Here is an 18,828-nt window from a genome sequence, read left to right on the forward strand (position 1 = left end):
CCACGACGCACAGGCGGCCGCGACCCCGGTCGCGGCCCCGGCGGAAGGACATCCATGAACACGGCGGACCTGGATCCGACGGGGCCCGACCCGCACGACCGCACCGACTTCGCCGACGCGACACGCGGCCTGGTCGACCGGCTCGAACCCTGCGTGATCCGAGACAGCCGCGGCCGTACCGTCTGGGACAACGACCGCTGGGCCTTCCTGGCACAGGACTGCCCGGACACCGTCCACCCGAGCCTCTGGCGGATCGGACGACTCAACAGCGAGCAGGGCCTCTTCGAGGTCGTTCCCGGCGTCTACCAGGTCCGTGGCCTGGACGGCTCCAACATGACCCTGATCGAGGGCGACACCGGAGTGGTGGTGATCGATCCGCTCTGCTCACGGGAGCCGGCCGAGACCGCCATGGAGCTCTACCGGCGCAACCGAGGCGACCGCCCCGTCAGAGCCGTGATCTACACCCACAGCCATGGCGACCACTTCGGAGGCGTGCACGGCGTCACCGACCCCCGGACGGTCGCAGCGGGGGAGTGCCCCGTGGTCGCGCCCGAGGGCTTCATGGAGCACGCGGTCAGCGAGAACGTCTTCGCCGGCCCGGCCATGCGCCGCCGCGCCTCCTACATGTACGGCGCCCGACTGCCCGCGGGACCCGAGGGCATGGTCGGTTTCGGACTGGCCCAGGGCATGTCCCACGGCACCTTCGGACTGATCCCGCCCACCCTCACCGTGTCGGCCACCGGACAGGAGGAGACGCTCGACGGCGTGCGGTTCGTCTTCCAGCTCACCCCCGACACCGAGGCACCGAGCGAGATGAACCTGGCGCTCCCCGACCACGAGGTCCTGCTGATCGCGGAGAACGCCACCCACACCCTGCACAACGTGCTCACCCTCCGCGGAGCGCTCGTCCGCGACGCCCACGCCTGGGCAGCCTCCCTCACCGAGTCGATGCGCCTCTTCGAGGACGCCGAGGTCCTCATCGGCTCCCACCACTGGCCCACCTGGGGACGCGACCGCGTCCACCGCGTCCTCACCGAGCAGCGCGACGCCTACGCGTACCTCCACGACCAGACCGTCCGGCTGATGAACCGCGGCCTGACCGGCCCGGAGATCGCCGAGGAACTGACCGCTTTCCCGGGCGAGTTGGGCCGCGCCTGGAGCGTGCGCGGCTACTACGGCTCGCTGAGCCACAACGTCAAGGCCGTCTACCAGCGCTACATGGGCTGGTTCGACGGCAACCCCGCCCACCTCTGGCAGCACCCGCCGGTCCAGCAGGCCGAGCGGTACGTGGCGTACATGGGCGGCGCCGACGCCGTCCTCACCCGGGCGAGGACCTCGTACGAGGAAGGCGACCTGCGCTGGGTCGCCGAGGTCGTCAACCACGTGGTCTTCGCCGACCCGACGAACGCGGCGGCCCGTGAACTCCTCGCCACCACGTACGAGCGGCTCGCGCACGCCCAGGAGAACGGCACCTGGCGCAACTTCTACCTCACCGGCGCCCAGGAACTGCGCGCCCCGCACGGCGAACGGCGACCGGCGCGCCCCGGGTTCTCCCTCGGCAGCGTCGACATGATCGCTGCCCTCTCCGCGCGCCAGGCCTTCGAGAGCCTCACCGTCTGCGTGGACGGTCCCCGCGCCGTGGCCCACCGGCTGCTGCTGCGCTGGGAGTTCACGGACATCGATGAGACCTGGACGCTGCTGCTCGGCAACGGCGTGCTCACCCCACTGCCGGGGGACGCGCCCGGCGCCGAGAAGCCGCAGGCCACCCTCCGTCTGGCCCGCGGCACACTCGACCGGATCCTCGCCGGACATTCGTCCTTCACCGACGCCGTGCACAGCGGAGCGATCCGGGCGGACGGCGACACCGGTGTGCTGGCGACCTTCCAGTCGCTCCTCGAACAGCCGGGCGCCGCCTTCCCGATCGTCCTACCGTGACGGATCGCGCGACCGCTTTGGGCTACCGCAGCGCGTACATGCGGATGGCCACCACGTCGTCGCCCTCGGGCCGCGCCAGGCCCACGAAGACCGTCTCGGCGAGCCAGCGATGGGCGCGAGCGTCGGTGCGGAAGACGGGGTGCGTGCGGTAGTAGTGGCCCGCGTGCGTGACCTGGAGGTCGCCGTCGAACTGGTCCGGCACGTCCGGCGCGGGACGGTAGTAGCCGCGGTTGACCACGTCTATCACGGCTCCGTCCTCGGCCCGGAGGAGATACCGGGCATCGAGCTCGCAGACCTCGCCGCGCGTGCTGCTCCAGTCGCCGCCGCCCGCGAGCACCGTGCCGCGCAGCAGCGGACCGTCGACGGTGCCGCCGACGATCGGCGTGAACTCGGTGACCTCCCCGTCGCCATGGCCGATGTGCAGGGACGGTTCGAGGTGCGCGCGGATCTCGAACGCAAAGGTCAGGGCCGGGGAGAAGGACATGATGTGACTCCGTTGTCGAGAAGGGGTGTCGGTGTGGTGGACGGTGTATCGGAACCGAGACGGCGGCTGGGCTTCCAGCCCCGGCGGGGCACCGAGTCCAGCAGCGCGCGGGTGTACGGATCGCGCGGCGCGTCCAGCACGGACAGCGTGCGGCCGCTCTCGACGACGCGGCCCCGGTGCATGACGACGATGTCGTCGCACAGGTGCTGGACGATGCCCAGATCGTGGGTGATGAACAGGTAGGCGATGTCCGAGCGTTCGCGGATCTCCCGCAGCAGCGCGATGATCTGCGCCTGCACGGACACGTCCAGCGCGGCGACCGCCTCGTCGAGAATCAACAGCCGCGGCTCGACCGCCACGGCACGTGCGATGGCCACCCGCTGCCGCTGACCTCCGGACAGGGAACGCGGCAGCGACCGCGCCTGCCGCGCGCCGAGCCCCACCTGGTCGAGCAGTTCCGCCGTACGGCGCCGCAGCGCCTCGCCCCTCAACTCGGTGTGCAGCGACAGGACTTCACCGATGCTGTCCGCCACCCGCTGATGCCGGTCCAGCGACGCGTACGGGTCCTGGAAGACCATCTGGACGCACCGGGCGAACCGTCTGCGCTCGGCCGACTTGGCCCCGCGTCCGGGCGGCACCCTGCCGTCCAGGCGGAGCGTGCCCGCGGTGAGCGGTTCGAGGCCGGCGATCATGCGCGCCGTGGTGGTCTTGCCCGAACCCGACTCGCCGACCACGGCCAGCGAGGCCCCGCGAGCCAGCGTCACGGTGATGTCGTCGACCGCGACGAGGTCGCCGAAGGTCTTGCGCAGACCGACCGCCTCCAGGGCGGGCGGTGCGGCGTCGTCAGTCATGGCGTGCGCTCCTGTCCTTGCCGGGTGGCGTGGCGACGGAGGGGAAATGGCAGGCGGCCGAACCGGAGGCGACCGGCCGCGACTGCGGGCGCTCGCTCGCGCAGACGTCCTGCGCGGCCGGGCAGCGGGGCGCGAAGGCGCATCCCGCTCCGACCTCGAACCCCGACAGCGGCCTGCCGCCGATGGTCCGCAACGGCTGCGCGCCCGCCCCGGGATCGGGCCGTGACGCGAGCAGGGCGCGCGTGTAGGGGTGTGCGGAGCCGTCGTGCAGACGCGCCGCCGGGACCTGTTCGACCACCGAGCCCGCGTACATGACGGCGATGCTGTCGCAGACGGCCGTGGCCAGGGCCAGGTCGTGGGTGATGAACAGCAGGGCCAGGCCCCGCCGCACGCGCGCCTCGTCGATGATCGCCATCACCTCGGACTGCGTGGTGACGTCCAGGGCCGTCGTCGGTTCGTCGGCCAGCAGCAGCCGCGGCTCACCGAGCAGCGCCGCCGCGATCATCACGCGTTGCAGGAGCCCGCCGGACAGCTCGGCCGGACGCTGGCGAAGGCGGCGCGACGCGTCCGCGATCCCCACCTCGCGCAGCAGGTCCACGGCCTTGGCCTCGGCACTCCCGCGCCGCTCCGCGCGGGTGGCGACCAGCCCCTCGGTGAGGAAGTCACCGACGGTACGCAGGGGATTGATGTGCGCCCGGGGGTCCTGGAAGATCATCGCGATCTCCCGGCTGCGCAGTGCGCGCAGCGCCGTCGGGCCCATCGCGGTGACCGACGCCCCGTCGAAGCGGACCTCGCCCCCGACCCGGGCGCCGGGCGGCAGCAGGCGCAGCACCGACCGCGCGGTGAGCGACTTCCCCGAGCCGGACTCACCGACCAGCCCCACGGCGCCCCCCGTCGGCACGGACAGGTCCACGCGGTGGATGACGGCGCGCTGTTCACCGTCGACCGGCAGGGTGACGCGCAGCCCGTCGAACTCCAGCAGCGGCTTGTTCATCGGTCCTCTCCCAACAGTCGGCGGGACAGTGCGCCGCCGAGCAGATTGCAGGCGATGACGAAGACGACGATGACCAGACCCGCGTACAGAGCCTGTCCGGGCTGTCCGGCGAGGATGCCCGGCGCGCCGGAGGCCACCGTCAACCCCCATTCGGCGGTGGGTGGTTGGCTGCCGAGGCCGATGAACGAGAAGGCCGCCACGTCGAGCATCGTGTAGCCGAAGGAGGTGGTCGCCTGCACCAGTACCAGCGGCAGCAGATTGGGCAGCAGATGGCGCAGACAGATCCGCGGTCCCGACATGCCGAGCATGCCGAGGGCGGAGACGTAGGGGAGGGACCGCTCGCGCAGCGCGGAACTGCGCACGACGCGGGCGACATACGGGAGATACGCGAGCGACAGGGTGGCCACGGCGATGTCCAGGCCCGCGCCGAAGACCGCCGCGCCGACCACGGCGAGGACCAGCCCCGGAAAGCCGAAGACCAGGTCGAGGAAGCCGGACACGAGCCGGTCGTACCAGCCGCCGAGCCACGCGGCGGACACCGCGAGACCGGTGCCGACGACGCCCGCGATGAGCGTGATGAGGGCGGGCGCCAGGAGGCTCGGCCGCGCCCCGTACAGCAGCCGGGACAGCAGGTCGCGACCGGTGTCGTCGGTGCCGAGCCAGTGCGCCGCCGAACCGCCCTGGGACACGGCGAGGGGATCCACGGCGTTCGGATCGTACGGAGCGAGGAGCGGCGCGCACACGGCCGCCAGGATCACGAGGGCGACGACGGACCCGGAGGCGATCAGCACGCCCCGGCCCCGGGCGAGAGCGCGGACCCGGCCCGCGGAGAGCCGCCCGCCGGACAGGGACGCCAGTCGGTAGGTGCTCACCGGCCGCCTCCCCACGGGACGCGGTGGTCCAGCGCGGCGGTGACGACGTCCACCACGGTGTTGATCACGGCGAACGCCACCACCGTGAGCAGCGCCACCGCCTGCACCACGGCCAGGTCCTGCTGGGCGGCGCTCTGGACCAGCAGGGCGCCGACACCGTTGAGACCGAAGGCCTGTTCCACGATGGCGCTCCCGGCGATCAGCCCCGCGACGGCCACTCCGGCGACCGAGGCGATCGGCGCGGAGGCGTTGCGCAGGATGTGCTTGCGGATGACGAGACGTTCCCCGATGCCCCGGCTCCGGGCCGTCTGCACGTGCTCGGAGACGAGTTCGGCCCGGACCGCCGACCGCGTCACCTGGGCCACGTACGCGAGCCAGGAGGCGGCGAGCGCGACGGCCGGCAGCGTGAGGTGTTCGAGCCGCCCGGTGAACCCGGACCCGCTGCCGTACGCCGGGAGCCACGCCAGCCGTACGGCGAAGAGCCAGATCAGGAGCGTGGCCATGACGAACACGGGGACGGCCATGAGCGTGGTGGCGACCACCGTCACGGTGGTGTCGGCCAGACGGCCGCGCAGCGCGGCCACCGTGCCCGCGGTGACACCGAGGACGACGATGAGCAGGGCCGCGTACCCGATGAGGAACAGCGTGTTCCCGGCCCGGTCGGCCAGCAGATGGGTGACGGAGTCCTGATAGCTGAGGGACTCTCCGGCGTCCCCGCGCACGATGCCGCTCAGCCAGCGCCAGTAGCTCTCCAGGAACGGGTCGTCCAGGTGGTACTGCCGGTGGATCTCCTTGAGCAGCCCGGGACTCGGCTCCTTGCCACCGCCGACCAGCAGGGTGGCCGGGTCGCCGGGGGAGAGGAACAGCGCGCCGTAGACGGCGACGCTCGCGACGAGCAGGGTCACCGCCAGGGCGGCCGCGCGCCGGGCGACGAAGCGGGCGATCACGAGGTGCCCTTCCCGGTACCGCCGAGGTAGGCGGCCCAGGGCATGTTGAGGTACGCGAAGGAGGCGGGCGCGCCGCTCAGGCGCTTGTTGAGGAACAGCCGCTCGTACGGGGACGCGAGCGGCACCACCGGAAGATCCTTGGTGTACAGCGCCTGCGCCTGGTTGAACAGGGCTGCCGAGTCGGTGGCCCGCAAGGTGGCCTGGGCCCTCCCGAGGAGCGAAGTCACCTTCGTGTTGCGGTAGTCGGTCCAGTTGAACGGTGACGTGGGTGACGTCATGAGCTGCGCGTACGAGAGCGGGTCGGGGATCTCGACGTAGCCGAGGACCATCGTCGCGTCCAGGCCCTCGCGCAGCGACGGGTCGAAGAACAGGCCCGACATCTGCGTGGGCTGGAGCTGCTTGATGACCAGCTTGAGGCTGATCTTCTCGGCTCCCGCCTGGAGGAAGGTGAGCGTCTGCTGCGACTGCTGGTCGCCCGCGGCGACGGCGACATTCAGGGTGCGCCGGGCCGGATCCGCCTGTGTGACCAGCTTCTTGGCCCGCTCGACGTCGACCTCGGGCACATCGGGGAGGGCGTCGTAGCCCTTCGCGTAGGTGTCGGCGGCGTCGCCGTGCTCCCACACCAGCGGTGGGTTGAACGTCTTGAGCTGTCGTGCCGCACCGGCGTACACGTTCGTGACGAGGGCCTTGCGGTCGAGGACGAGGGACAGTGCCTGGGCCACACGGTGATCGGCGAGTGGTGAGCCGGGCCCGATGGCGGCGATGAAGACGGTCTGCGCAGAGGGGCCGTGGTGCAGCGTGCCCACGGAGGAGGCGGACAGGGCACGGGCCCCGGAGGAGCTGATCTCGTAGCTGCCGTCGACCTGCCCGGACAGCAGCGCGCTGGTGAGGGTCGAGCCGTCGGTGATGAACTTGAAGGTGAGCTTCCTGACCTTGGGCTTCAGGGACGCGTCCCAGTAGTCCGCGTTACGGGTCGCGGTGATCGACTCGCCCGGCTTCCACGCGTCCAGCTCGAAGGGGCCCGTGCACATCAGGCCCCCCTTGGCGGTTCCGTAGGAGCGGCCCGCGCGCTTCATGTACGCGGCTTCGTTGACCGTGCCGAAGCTCGTCGCCAGCGACTTGAGGAACATCTCGTCCGGGACCTTGAACCGGACCGTCACCTGGTGGGTCCCGGTCGCGGTGATCGTCTTCACGGTGGCCAGGAGCGCGGTGTTGACGCCTTGCGTCGCCGGGTCCTGCTGCCGCAGGAGGCTGGCGACGACATCGTCCGCGGTCATGGGGCGCCCGTCCCAGAACCTGACGTCCTTGCGCAGATCGAGGACGAGCGTGGTGTCGTCGGGCCGCTTCCAGGACGCGGCCAGTCCGGGAGCCGTCGTGTAGTCAGGCCGCAACCGGAGCAGGGAGTCGCAGAGGTTGGCCTTCACGGTGCTCGGCGAGTAGTCGGCGATCTTCGCCGAGTCCAGCGTCCTGGGCTCGCCCATGGGGAGGTTCCAGGTGACGCTGTCGAGGGGCCGGCCGGCGGCGGGCGTGGTGAGGGTGAGCTTCGGGGCGTGCGGCGCCGGTTGGGCGCCGGAGCCCGAGGTACAGGCGGTCGCCGTCAGCAGGACGCACAGCGCGCCGGCGAGCGAGGGAATGGTTCTGGGAGCCTGCATGAGGGAGCTCCTCGGGGAGGTGGGTCGAGGTGGTGGATTCCTTGGGGCGGGGTGGTGCGGTGGTGCGGGTGATCCGTCGGGCGGGCGGTCGGCTCAGGGAGCGGCCTGCGGCACGACCGTGACGGCGAGGTGCGAGGCGCGCACTCCGCCGGTGCGCAGGGTCTGGGTGCTCGGCTTCGCGGTGAGCGCGGTCCACGGGTTCTCGCCGGTGCCCGGCGCCGGCAGGAAGAGCGGATGGTCGCTGCTCGCGAGGAGCAGCGCGATCCGGTGGCCGGGGCGCAACCGGTAGCCGGTGTGGCCGAGTTCGACCCGGATCTCGTCCGCGGTCTCGCCCGCGTGCACGGTGGTCTGGCCGCGGGCGACGAGGTGGGCCCGGCCGTCGGGGCCGAGGTCGACGACCTTGGCGAAGACGTCGAACACCTCGGCGGTACTGGTGACGTGCAGCCCGACCGCGACCGGACCGGCCAGGTCGAGGGGCTCCGACAGCACGGGCCCCGAGAAGGCGAGCACGTCCTCCCGCGCGGCCACGGGCGCCAGATCGGGGTGGTCGTGCAGATAGGCGAACGAGTCGTCGACCAGCGAGGGGACCGGGGCGTCGGGATCGTGCGTCCACCGCACGGCCCCGTCCTCGTCGCCGGGTCGGTCACTGAGGGAGCCCGCCGGCAGCGGGCCGAGCGCGTCGGCGGGCTCACCGAGCCAGAAGGTGCGTACGGCGCTGTCGGCCGGGGGCCACACGGACGAGGTCCGCCAGCCGGAGTGCCCGAGCTCCCATCTCACCTTGGACAGCGAGGAGAGGGGCCGCACCTCCTTGAGGAAGACGTCGAAGAACTCGATCGCCGGGTTCGCGTAGTCCGGCAGCATGCGGGCCAGCGCGGCCTCGTTGGTGTTGTGGTCGTTCGCGGCGGAGACCGGGGCCTGCGCCAGGCGGTAGTTCTCGTGGTCGACCGCTCCGGCCCACAGGTACTGGACCGCGTCCCAGCCGGGCCTGGAGGCCAGTTCCATGTAGTCCCGCATGTGCGCGCCGACGATGTTGTCGAACCAGCCGACGCAGTGCAGCACCGGCACCGGCCGGGCGTCGAACGGATGCAGACCCGGCTGGGTGGAGAGGCCCGCCTGCCGGGGCGCCAGCAGATCGAACCAGAACGAGCGGGCGCCGATCGCCCGGAAGGCCTCCTCGTACTGGTCGATGACGGGCCGTCGGGAGCGGTCGATCGTGTACGTGTAGGACGCGTTGTCCACCCAGTGGTGGGCGAAGTACTCGATGCCCTCCAGCCAGACCGGTGCGCGCTGTCCCTCGGGTTGCCAGATCGCGTTGAAGTCCGCGGCGGTCACGCGCGGCACGATGGCGCGCAGCGCCGGGTGCTGCGCCGCGACGGCGGCCCACTGGGTGAACCCGTAGTAGGAGTCGCCGAACATGCCGACGCGGCCGTTCGACCACGTCTGGTGCACGATCCAGTCGATGGTGTCGTAGCCGTCCTGCGGTTCGCGCAGGAAGGGCACCGTGGTGCCGCCGGAGCGGAACTTGCCACGGACGTCCTGCACCACCACGGCGTAACCGCGGGCGGTGAACAGGCGGGCCACCCGGTCGAGATACACGTACCGGCTGTTCTTGTCGTAGGGCAGCCGGACCAGGACCGTCGGGAACGTCCCGGCGTGGTCGTCGGCCGTGTCGGTCTGCCGCGCGGGCAGGTAGACGTCGGTGGCGAGCCGTACGCCGTCGCGCATACGGGTCATGTACTGACGGGCGTCCTCGGGGACCGGTGCCGCACTGATCCGCTCGAAGGGGAAAGGCATGGGGCATCTCCAGCCAAATGAAATACAACAGCGTTGTGCAACGCTGTTGTATGACAACATTGCAGCTGTTCTTCACCCCGTCAACACCCGTCAGCACCCGCCCGTACCCCCAACACCCCCGTGAGGTCGATGACATGCCGATCGAAGTAGACGCAGCGCAGCGGCTCGACGAGATCGCCGCCGCCACCATCGATGTGGCCCGCGAGCGGGGCGTGCGCGCCGTGACGATCCGGGCCGTCGCCGAGAAGCTCGGCGGATCGACGGCGATGGTCACCAACTACGTCCGCAGCCGGGCCGACCTCATGGTCAACGCGCTGCGCCGCGCGGAACGGGAGTGGGGCCGCGAGGTGGAGCGGATGCTCGACGGGGTGCCCGCGCCGGAGCGGCTGCCGGCGCTGGCGCGCTGGATGTGCACGACCGCGGACGACGACGAGGTGATGCGCCGGCTCCTGATGGAGATCGTCGGCGCGGGATCCGGCTCGGGCAGCGAGATGCGGCAGGTCCGGACGGTGGCCCGCGCCCAGCACGCCGAACTGGTCGAGGTGGTGACCGAGGCCGGGACTCCCGCCCCCGAACTCGCCGCCGACCTGCTGCATCTGCTCTTCCGTGGCTACTGGCTGTCCACCCTCGAAGACCCCGACGGCTGGTCGGCCGAGCGGGGTACGCGCACCGTCCTGGCGGCCGTGGAACTTCTCCGATCGGGTAAGTGACCAGGGCCGGAGGCGCCTGACGGGCCCGTCAGGGCCTTGACAACCCGCGGGGGGCGGATGAGTCTGAGCACTCGATGCAACGCCGTTGTATGACGCTGTTGTATTTCTGGTCGGAGTGGTCCTCCGACGCCCCTTGCGCGCGGCCGGTCCTTTGGGTGAGGCGCGGGCACCCCCTTGTCAGAGGTGAGAGGCGATCATGGAAACCCAGCATCCAACTGCCCAGCTGTGGCAGCGCACCGCTACCGACCTGGCGGCGGCGATCCGCGCACGCGAAGTCTCTTCCGTCGACGTCGTGCGGTCCTGCCTGGACCGCATCGAGGAGACCAACCCCCGGCTCGGGGCACTGGTCGACCTGCGCCCCGAGGAAGCGCTGGCCGACGCCCGCCGGGCCGACCAGGCGGTGGCCGCAGGGGCCGAACTCGGCGCGCTGCACGGCGTACCGGTCTCCACCAAGATCAACACCGATCAGCGGGGCCGCGTCACCAGCCACGGAGTGGCCGCCCTCGCGGGACCTCCGGCCGAGGACGACGCGGCGTGCGTCGCGGCCCTGCGCGACGCCGGCGCCGTCCTGCTCGGACGGAGCAACGCGCCCGCCTTCTCCTACCGCTGGTTCTCCACCAACGAGGTGCACGGCCGCACCCTCAACCCCTGGGATCCCGGGCGCACTCCGGGCGGCTCCAGCGGCGGCGCGTCCAGCAGCCTCGCCGCGGGCATGACGCCGATCGCGCAGGGCAACGACATCGGGGGCTCGATCCGCTACCCCGCCGCGTGCTGCGGTGTCGTCGGCATCCGGCCCACGGTCGGCCGGATCTCCGGATGGACGCCGCCCGCGTACGCCGACACCCCGGCCGGCCGAGTACGGATCGACGTCCTGCCCACGGTCCAGGCGTGCGCGGTGGAGGGGCCGTTGGCCAGGACCGTCGCCGACGCCAGGCTCGCGCTGGAGGTCATGACGACGCCGGACCTGCGGGATCCGTACGGCATTCCCGTCGCGCCCGCCCGCCTCCCGGCCGGAGTGAAGGCCGCCGTCAGCGTGGTCCGCGGGATCGGCACCGTGCGGAACCACCCGGCCGTCGAACGGGCCCTGGACGAGGCCGTCGCCCGGCTGACCGACGCCGGTCACGAGGTCGAGGAGCTCGACGGCCTGCCCCTGCTCGCGGAGGCCGCGCGGATCTGGTCGCTCCTGATCTACGAGGACTTCCGCCCCATGCTCCCCCTGGTGGAGAAGGTCGGGGACGCGGACATCCGCACCTCCCTCGCGTACTCCTTCGCCGCGGCGGCCGCCGAGTGGGGAGAGCGCCCCGCGCTGGAGACGTACATCCAGGGCTGGGCCCGTCGCGCCACCCTGGTCACCCAGCTCCAGCAACTCCTGGGCACCGACAGGATCCTGCTCACCCCGGTCTCCGCGGAGTTGCCGTTCGAGCAGGACGCCGACATCGCGAGCCCCGAGCGGGCCGCCCAACTCATCGCCGCCCAGTGGCCGATGGCGGCCGTCCCCGTCCTGGGCTTCCCGGCCGTCACCGTGCCGTCCGCGCTGGTGGACGGAGTGCCGGTCAGCGTCCAACTCATCGGCGGACGCTTCGCGGAGGACCGCGTCCTCGACGCGGCGCAGGCCATCGAGGACGGCACGCCCGCGCTCCGGCCGCCGCTCCCGCTCGGCTAGGCGGGCCGCTGCGGGGAGCGCAGCACGAGCAGGGTGATCTCGCTGGGGGCGAAGACGCGGAACGGCGGGCCCCAGAAGCCGGTGCCGCGACTGGTGTAGAGGAGGGTACGGGCGCCGTGCCGGCTCAGGCCGGCGACGGCGGGCTGGTCGATGCGCACGAGATGGTGGAAGGGCCAGATCTGGCCGCCGTGCGTGTGCCCGGAGAGCTGGAGGTCGACGCCGCCGGCCGCCGCCCGGTCGACGAACTTGGGCTGATGGGCCAGGAGCAGGACCGGCAGATCGGGGTCGGCGCCCCGCAACGCTCCGTCGAGGTGGGCGCGGTGCCCGGCGAGACCGGAGGACTCGGCGGTGACGTCGTCCACACCGGCGACCACCAGGGTGTCACCGCCGCGTTCGAGCAGCAGATGCCGATTGCGCAGCGGCTCCCAGCCCAACTCGTCCATCAGATCGACCCAGCCCTGGGCCTCGCTGTAGTACTCGTGGTTGCCGGTGACGTAGACGCGGGCCCGCGTGGCCCGCACCGTACCCAGCGGGGCGGCCTGCGCGCGGCGGCGTTCGGCCGTGCCGTCCGCGATGTCGCCGGTGTGGCAGACGAGGTCGGCCTCCAGCGTGTTCACCGTCTCGCAGACCCGTGCGGACCAGCGGGCGCGGTCGAGCGGGCCGTAATGGGTGTCGGTGATGAGCGCGACCCGCGTCCCGTCCAACCCGGCTCCCAGGCGCGGGAGTTCGACATCGAGCCGACGCACCCGCGGCACCCGGCGGGCCTCGGCGTACCCCCAGCCGAGGAGCACGACGGTGACGCCGAGCACGGCCCATGTGACGATGCGGGCCCGGTCCTGGCTCTCGCCGACACCGGCCACGGCCAGGGCGAGCCGCAGCAGAACCCCGAGCAGCACGGACCAGGTGAACAGCACCCAACTGGCGCCCAGCAGGATGTCCCCGACGATCGCGGCCCGGTCCCGCTGGCGTCGGCCGTGGCCGCGCACCATCGCGAACGGCATGCCGACGAGGCCGACCCCGAACAGAACGGTACCGACCAGCCGGACGGGCACGGGCCAGTGCTGCCCGGCGTACAACAGCACCCCGCAGGGCACGGCCCACAACAGGACGGGGGCGATGAGAGGGATGAAGCGCATCAGCCGATGCAACCGACTCGGCCGCGCCGCCGCGCGCGCGTCACTGTCGTCGGGGCGTGTCCTACTGGTCTCCGTCACGCTTCCCCTCCTCGACCCAACTGCTCTTCCGCGCACTGTAGCCGGGTCGGGGTGGTGCGCTCGGGGTGGGGCGTTCAGCGGTCCGTTCAGCGGCGCGTTCAGGGGGCGTGGGGCTCCCCGTCCTGAACACCTGGCCGAGCGGCGACGGGGTTCCACAGGAAAAGGCACCTGACCCGGAGCCGGAGCGCCACTCAACGTCTCCCTGATTCCGGCCATGCATCCAAGGACGCATCGTGTCCGAAACGATCGACGCGGATTCACGACAGCGCTCCCGATCGCCATCCCCGAGGTGAGGGACTACGCAGAAACGCGTGAAGTGGCCATGGCCGGCGCCCGTAGAGGGGTCACCCGGCGCAGGACCGTGAGCGGCGTCGGCTACCGGACAGGGCCGCCTCTCGCGCCTCTTGCTGCGCGTCGCACCCTGTCGGCCTCAGCGGCAACAGGCCAAGGAGGGAGGCCAGTTCGTCTTCGGGGTCGCGCCGTCCCGGTCGGCGGCCGGGAACAGGGGTGGCGTGGGCAGCCCCTCCGGCGTGTGTCACGATCTCCCCAACCTGTGGGGGGTGTTGCTGAATGGCGCAGGACATTGCGCTGCGGCCGGTGGTGGATCCGGCCCTCGAGGACGCGGAGCGCGCGCTGCTGGAGGAGTCCGCCGACGGGCTCTTCCCCGCCACGCTGCCGCTGCCCGAGGAGCCGGGGCTGGGCGGCCGTACGAAGGCGGACATCCGGGCGGCCCTGGGGGTCTCCGCGGTGTGCGCGCTACTGCCGGTGACGATCCTGTGGGCGCTGATCGGCGTGTGGCCCGGTCTGGCCGTCGGGCTCGCGGCGCAGGCGGGGTTGGTCTGGGTCGGGGTCCGGTTCGGGATCGAGGCGTTCATCCTGACCGTCGTGGGCGTCCACCTGCTGGCCTGGCTGCTGATCCTCGTCCTCGGCTGCGGGACCGACGAGCGGCAGCGGCTGGCCCGGCTGCGCCACGGCCGCTACTACCTGGCCGAGGACTTCGGCGACGACTCCCTGCGCGAGCTGCTGGACCACTCGCCGCTGCGGCGAATGGAGCGCGCCCAGACCGCCGTGACGGCGGTGCTCCAGTCACAGGTCGACCGCGACGGGCTGCTGGACGACATCGCCAACGACGTGACGCTGCCGGCCCAGCAGTACGAGATCGCCCAGCGCCTGGCCGAGCTGACCCGGCTGGCGCGGAAGGTGCGCACCGCTGCCGGGGACGCCTCCGGCTCGCGGGTGGAGGAGGTGCTGCGGACTCAGCGGCAGGCGCTGCGGCTGTCGTCGAGCGCGCTGGAGGAGCGGGTGGAGGCGCTGGAGCGGTACGCAGAGAACACCCGCGCGGCGGACGCGGCGTACCGCGAGTGGGAGGCCGTACGAGAGCTGGAGCAACTCGGTGAGGACCTGCACGAGCTGGTGGTGAACACGGTGCGGGACGAGCTGGCCGTCGCCGAGATCGAAGGGCTCGCCGACCGGTCCCGGCTCCAGGATCTGCACCGGATCCTGGACGAGGCGCGGGAGGCGGGGCTGCTGGCCACGCGGTTCGCCGACGAGCCGGCCGACCGCCGGTCCGGCGACAGCGGCCGGGCGTGAGGGGGAGGACGACATGACGCAGACATCCCAGCCGAGACGCGAGTTCCACTCCGGCCGCGGCAAGAAGGTCTTCGACCGCATCCCGAGCGGGTTCTACCTGATCGGCGCCCTGGTGATCCTCTTCGAGGTGGTCACGCTCGGCATGGTGGGCCTGGCCCTGGCCGTCGGCGGCCCGAGCGACGACGGGGCGTCCCCGGACAAAAAATCCCGGAAGGTCGAGGTCACCTACATCGCGACCGGCGACCATCCCTCGGTCAACCTCACCGTCGGGGAGGCGAACGGCAACCAGGAGCCCCACACGGTCGTCATCCTGCCGTACCGCAAGACCGTGGAGCTGGCGAGGGGCGCCGACTTCTATCTGGACGTCAGAAGCCGCGAGGACCAGGAAGGGGGCACTCTCACGTGCACCGTGCTGGTCGGCGGCAAGGTGGTCCAGCAGGCGCGGAACACACCTGACTCCTCGGCCGCCACCTGCGCGGGCAGCACCGCGGACGCCCCGCGGCGGGGGATCCCCGTGCCCACTCTCACCCCCGGCGTCTCCCCGCTGCCCGAGGAGCGGCGGCTCACCGGGACCGTCAAGGTGCCGCACTACCCGGGCAAGGGCTCGCCGGTCATCGGCACCGTCACGGACTCCTCCCTGGAGTACGCGGAGCTGGGCGGCACGTGGGACCGGAGCAAGACGCAGGATCCGGTCTTCGACGGCTTCACCCGCAAGCAGGAGGGGCGCCAGCGCGCACTCGTGAAGTCCACGCAGGTCGACGAGGACATCATGGCCGCGGCCGGCGGCACCGGGGAGCTGCGGGGCGTGGCGGGTGCGGTGATGGACGAGCGGCGGCGCTACGAGTACCCGCGCGACGAGGCGATCCTGGTCGACGTCGCCTCGCAGCCTTTGAAGGTCGACGGACATGACGCCTGGCTGCTGGTCAGCGAGATCCACTTCCACAAACGCGGGGTGCCGTCCACGATGGACCTGAACGCGGTCCTCGTGGTCGACACCGGGCGGGTCCGCCCCTCGGTGCTGTGGGTGGTACTGCCGGAGACGAACAAGAAGCTCTGGCCGGACCTGAACACCCTGGTCGCATCCGTCCAGGTTCGCTGACCTGCTCCGAACGGGCCCTACGGAGGGCGCCTGACGGGTAGAAACCCAGGTCAGGCGCCCTCTTCTGTGCCCTTAGAAGAAGCCGAGCTTCTGGGCCGAGTACGACACCAGGAGGTTCTTCGTCTGCTGGTAGTGGTCCAGCATCATCTTGTGGTTCTCGCGGCCGATGCCGGACTGCTTGTAGCCGCCGAACGCGGCGTGTGCGGGGTACGCGTGGTAGCAGTTCGTCCAGACGCGGCCCGCCTGGATCGCACGGCCCGCGCGGTACGCCGTGTTGATGTCGCGGGTCCACACGCCCGCGCCGAGGCCGTACAGCGTGTCGTTGGCGATCTTGATGGCGTCGTCGTAGTCGGTGAACGAGGCGACCGAGACGACGGGGCCGAAGATCTCCTCCTGGAAGATGCGCATGCGGTTGGAGCCCTCGAAGATGGTGGGCTGGACGTAGTAGCCACCCGCCAACTCGCCGTCGTACTCGATGCGTTGTCCGCCCGTGAGGACCTTCGCGCCCTCCTGCTGGCCGATGTCGAGGTACGAGAGGATCTTCTGGAGCTGGTCGTTGGAGGCCTGGGCGCCGATCATCGTGTCGGTGTCCAGGGGGTGTCCCGGCTTGATGGCCTCGGTGCGGGCGATCGCCGCGTCGAGGAACTCGCTGTAGTGGCCCTGCTGGATGAGCGCGCGGGAGGGGCAGGTGCAGACCTCGCCCTGGTTGAGGGCGAACATCGTGAATCCCTCGAGGGCCTTGTCGCGGAAGTCGTCGTCCTTCGCCCAGACGTCGTCGAAGAAGATGTTCGGGCTCTTGCCGCCGAGTTCGAGAGTGACCGGCTTGATGTTCTCGGACGCGTACTGCATGATCAGCCGGCCTGTCGTCGTCTCACCCGTGAAGGCGACCTTCGCGACGCGCGACGACGAGGCGAGGGGCTTGCCCGCCTCCACGCCGAAGCCGTTGACGATGTTGACGACGCCCGGCGGGATCAGGTCCGCGATCAGGTCCATCAGGACGTGGATCGACGCCGGGGTCTGCTCGGCCGGCTTGATGACCACCGCGTTGCCCGCCGCGAGAGCCGGAGCCAGCTTCCATGTGGCCATCAGGATCGGGAAGTTCCACGGGATGATCTGCGCGACCACGCCCAGCGGCTCGTGGAAGTGGTACGCGACCGTGTCGTCGTCGATCTCGGAGAGGCTGCCCTCCTGCGCCCGGACCGCGCCCGCGAAGTAGCGGAAGTGGTCGATGGCCAGGGGAAGGTCGGCGGCCAGGGTCTCCCGGACCGGCTTGCCGTTCTCCCAGCTCTCGGCGACGGCGAGCAGTTCGAGGTTCTGCTCCATCCGGTCGGCGATCTTCAGGAGGATGTCGCCCCGGGTACCGGGGGAGGTACGCCCCCACGCGGGCGCCGCCGCGTGCGCCGCGTCCAGCGCGCGCTCCACGTCCTCCGCCGTGCCCCGCGCGATCTCGGTAAACGGCTGCCCGTTGACCGGGCTCGGGTTCTCGAAGTACTGGCCACGGGCGGGCGGCACGTACGCGCCGCCGATGAAGTGGTCGTAGCGGGCCTGGTAGGAGACGACGGAGCCCTGCGTGCCGGGCGCTGCGTAACGGGTCATGGTGAGAGGCCTCCGGTGCCGGCTGCCCGCCGTTGGGCAGCTTTCGCGACGAGGCTAGGAATCATGACGTTGCAGCCACGTTGCGTACTACGTCGCGTACGGGGACGGGGCGCCCTGCTCCTCGTCGAGTGCCGCGAGGCGCGCCAGGACCGCGGCCGTCGGGCGGGTCGCGGCCAGCGCCCGCCACACGGCCAGATCGTCCTCGCCCCACGGCGCGTGCGCCCAGTCCGAGAGCAGGTCCGGGTCGCCGCGCGCGATGAGCGCCGCGCGCAGCTCGTCGGCGAGCCTGCGCCGTACCCGGGCGACCGCCGGGGCCTGCGACGTGGGCAGCAGCGGACCGGTGTACGCGGACGCCGCCGCCGTCACCGCCCCGGAGGCGAGGCGCCGCTCGACCGTGGCCAGGTCCGAGTCGACGGGCTGTGCGAGACGGTAGGGCCGCGAGGTCAGGACATCGGGACCCAACACCCTTCGCAGGCGCGCCAGTTCGGCCCGCAGCGTCACCGGCGTCACCGACTCGTCCTCGTACAGGAAGCAGAGGAGTTCGTCGCCGGTCAGGCCCTCCGGGTGGCGGGCGAGGAGGACGAGGAGTTCGCTGTGGCGGCGGCTGAGGCGGACCTTGTGGCCGGAGGGGGTGAGCAGGAGGGCCTCGTCGCGGCCCAGGACGTTCAGACGCAGTCCCCGATCGGTCGTGGACGGCGGTGCGAGCAGGGCGAGTTGGGACTCGGCGGCGCGCGCCACCGCCTGTACGAACGCCAGGCTGTGCGGATGCGCGAGCCCGTTCCCGCCGGTGATGTCGACCGCGCCGAGCAGCCGGCCCGAGCGCGGGTCGTGCACCGGGGCCGCGGCGCACGTCCAGGGCTGTACCTCGCGGATGAAGTGCTCGGTCGCGAACACCTGCACAGGACGGTCCACGGCCACGGCCGTGCCCGGCGCGTTCGTCCCCATCGCCGACTCCGACCAGCGGGCCCCCGGCACGAAGTTCATCCGGCCCGCCCGCCGCCGCGTCCCGGCGTGTCCCTCCACGTACAGGAGTCTGCCCTGCGCGTCGCAGACCGCGAGGAGGTGCTCGCCGTCGGTCGCGAACGTGCCCATCAGCTCGCGGAACAGCGGCATCACCCGGGTCAGCGGGTGCTCGGCCCGGTACGTCCCGAGGTCGCCGTCGGACAACTCCACCGCGGCCGACGCGTCCGGGCTGACGTGAGCGCCCGCCGAGCGGCGCCACGACGCGGCGACCACGGGGCGCACCGGGCGGGCGACGGTGCCCGCCGCGGTGAACCGTTCGTGGGCGCGGCGCAGGGCCCGCATCCGCTCGGACGGATCGGCACCCGGTTCCAGGGCGACCCACGGATCGGTCAATTCGGCCTCCCTGCGCAGTGCCCGACGGCGGTGGTGCCATCGTCGCTCCAGGGGCGCGGGTCGACAAGGAG

General features: G+C 71.7%; 15 protein-coding genes. 5 read left to right on the forward strand and 10 right to left on the reverse strand.

Annotated elements, in window-relative coordinates; translation table 11 throughout:
* Window positions 1-54: 54 nt before the first annotated feature.
* Entirely contained in the window at window positions 55-1,935 is a 1,881-nt protein-coding gene (locus V2W30_RS37270; protein WP_338703021.1) for an alkyl/aryl-sulfatase, read from the forward strand.
* Window positions 1,936-1,957: 22 nt separating this feature from the next.
* On the opposite strand, the gene V2W30_RS37275 is transcribed toward V2W30_RS37270, so the two are convergent.
* From V2W30_RS37275 to V2W30_RS37305, 7 genes are all read right to left on the reverse strand, one after another.
* The gene (locus tag V2W30_RS37275) at window positions 1,958-2,419 is read right to left on the reverse strand and encodes a DUF3237 domain-containing protein (RefSeq protein WP_338703022.1); all 462 of its coding nucleotides are present in this window, start codon (window positions 2,417-2,419) and stop codon (window positions 1,958-1,960) included.
* The gene (locus V2W30_RS37280) at window positions 2,398-3,270 is read right to left on the reverse strand and encodes an ABC transporter ATP-binding protein (protein WP_338703023.1); all 873 of its coding nucleotides are present in this window, start codon (window positions 3,268-3,270) and stop codon (window positions 2,398-2,400) included. The genes V2W30_RS37275 and V2W30_RS37280 overlap by 22 nt, the downstream gene beginning before the upstream one ends.
* Window positions 3,263-4,264 (reverse strand): ABC transporter ATP-binding protein, encoded by a 1,002-nt coding sequence (locus tag V2W30_RS37285; RefSeq protein ID WP_338703024.1) that lies wholly within the window; start codon window positions 4,262-4,264, stop codon window positions 3,263-3,265. Before V2W30_RS37285 ends, V2W30_RS37280 begins: the two co-directional genes overlap by 8 nt.
* Window positions 4,261-5,136, reverse strand: a complete 876-nt coding sequence (locus V2W30_RS37290) for an ABC transporter permease (protein ID WP_338703025.1) — start codon at window positions 5,134-5,136, stop codon at window positions 4,261-4,263. Before V2W30_RS37290 ends, V2W30_RS37285 begins: the two co-directional genes overlap by 4 nt.
* Entirely contained in the window at window positions 5,133-6,083 is a 951-nt protein-coding gene (locus V2W30_RS37295) for an ABC transporter permease (RefSeq protein WP_338703026.1), read from the reverse strand. Before V2W30_RS37295 ends, V2W30_RS37290 begins: the two co-directional genes overlap by 4 nt.
* A complete protein-coding gene (locus V2W30_RS37300; RefSeq protein ID WP_338703027.1) occupies window positions 6,080-7,735 on the reverse strand; it encodes an ABC transporter substrate-binding protein in 1,656 nt (551 codons plus the stop codon). The genes V2W30_RS37295 and V2W30_RS37300 overlap by 4 nt, the downstream gene beginning before the upstream one ends.
* Before the next feature lie 93 nt (window positions 7,736-7,828).
* A complete protein-coding gene (locus tag V2W30_RS37305; RefSeq protein ID WP_338703028.1) occupies window positions 7,829-9,529 on the reverse strand; it encodes a CocE/NonD family hydrolase in 1,701 nt (566 codons plus the stop codon).
* A gap of 134 nt (window positions 9,530-9,663) precedes the next feature.
* Between V2W30_RS37305 and V2W30_RS37310 the strand changes: the two genes are divergently transcribed.
* Together V2W30_RS37310 and V2W30_RS37315 are read left to right on the forward strand one after the other, a co-directional pair.
* Window positions 9,664-10,239, forward strand: a complete 576-nt coding sequence (locus V2W30_RS37310) for a TetR/AcrR family transcriptional regulator (protein ID WP_338703029.1) — start codon at window positions 9,664-9,666, stop codon at window positions 10,237-10,239.
* Window positions 10,240-10,435: 196 nt separating this feature from the next.
* Window positions 10,436-11,902, forward strand: coding sequence for an amidase (locus V2W30_RS37315; RefSeq protein WP_338703030.1), 1,467 nt, complete (start codon window positions 10,436-10,438; stop codon window positions 11,900-11,902).
* Here V2W30_RS37315 and V2W30_RS37320 read toward each other — a convergent pair.
* Window positions 11,899-13,116: a metallophosphoesterase gene (locus V2W30_RS37320; RefSeq protein ID WP_338703031.1), complete on the reverse strand. Its 1,218-nt coding sequence runs from the start codon at window positions 13,114-13,116 to the stop codon at window positions 11,899-11,901. The genes V2W30_RS37315 and V2W30_RS37320 overlap by 4 nt on opposite strands.
* Before the next feature lie 570 nt (window positions 13,117-13,686).
* Here V2W30_RS37320 and V2W30_RS37325 point away from each other — a divergent pair.
* Window positions 13,687-14,706 carry a hypothetical protein gene (locus V2W30_RS37325; RefSeq protein ID WP_338703032.1) on the forward strand — a complete coding sequence of 340 codons (1,020 nt, stop codon included), beginning with the start codon at window positions 13,687-13,689 and terminating at the stop codon, window positions 14,704-14,706.
* A 13-nt stretch (window positions 14,707-14,719) separates the two neighbouring features.
* Window positions 14,720-15,805 (forward strand): hypothetical protein, encoded by a 1,086-nt coding sequence (locus V2W30_RS37330; RefSeq protein ID WP_338703033.1) that lies wholly within the window; start codon window positions 14,720-14,722, stop codon window positions 15,803-15,805.
* A 72-nt stretch (window positions 15,806-15,877) separates the two neighbouring features.
* On the opposite strand, the gene exaC is transcribed toward V2W30_RS37330, so the two are convergent.
* Window positions 15,878-17,401 (reverse strand): acetaldehyde dehydrogenase ExaC, encoded by a 1,524-nt coding sequence (exaC, locus tag V2W30_RS37335; protein WP_338703034.1) that lies wholly within the window; start codon window positions 17,399-17,401, stop codon window positions 15,878-15,880.
* 87 nt (window positions 17,402-17,488) lie between these two features.
* A complete protein-coding gene (locus tag V2W30_RS37340; protein WP_338703035.1) occupies window positions 17,489-18,757 on the reverse strand; it encodes a GAF domain-containing protein in 1,269 nt (422 codons plus the stop codon).
* Between the last annotated feature and the right edge of the window lie 71 nt (window positions 18,758-18,828).

It is taken from the genome of Streptomyces sp. Q6 (genome assembly GCF_036967205.1).
GTDB lineage: Bacteria > Actinomycetota > Actinomycetes > Streptomycetales > Streptomycetaceae > Streptomyces > Streptomyces citrinus.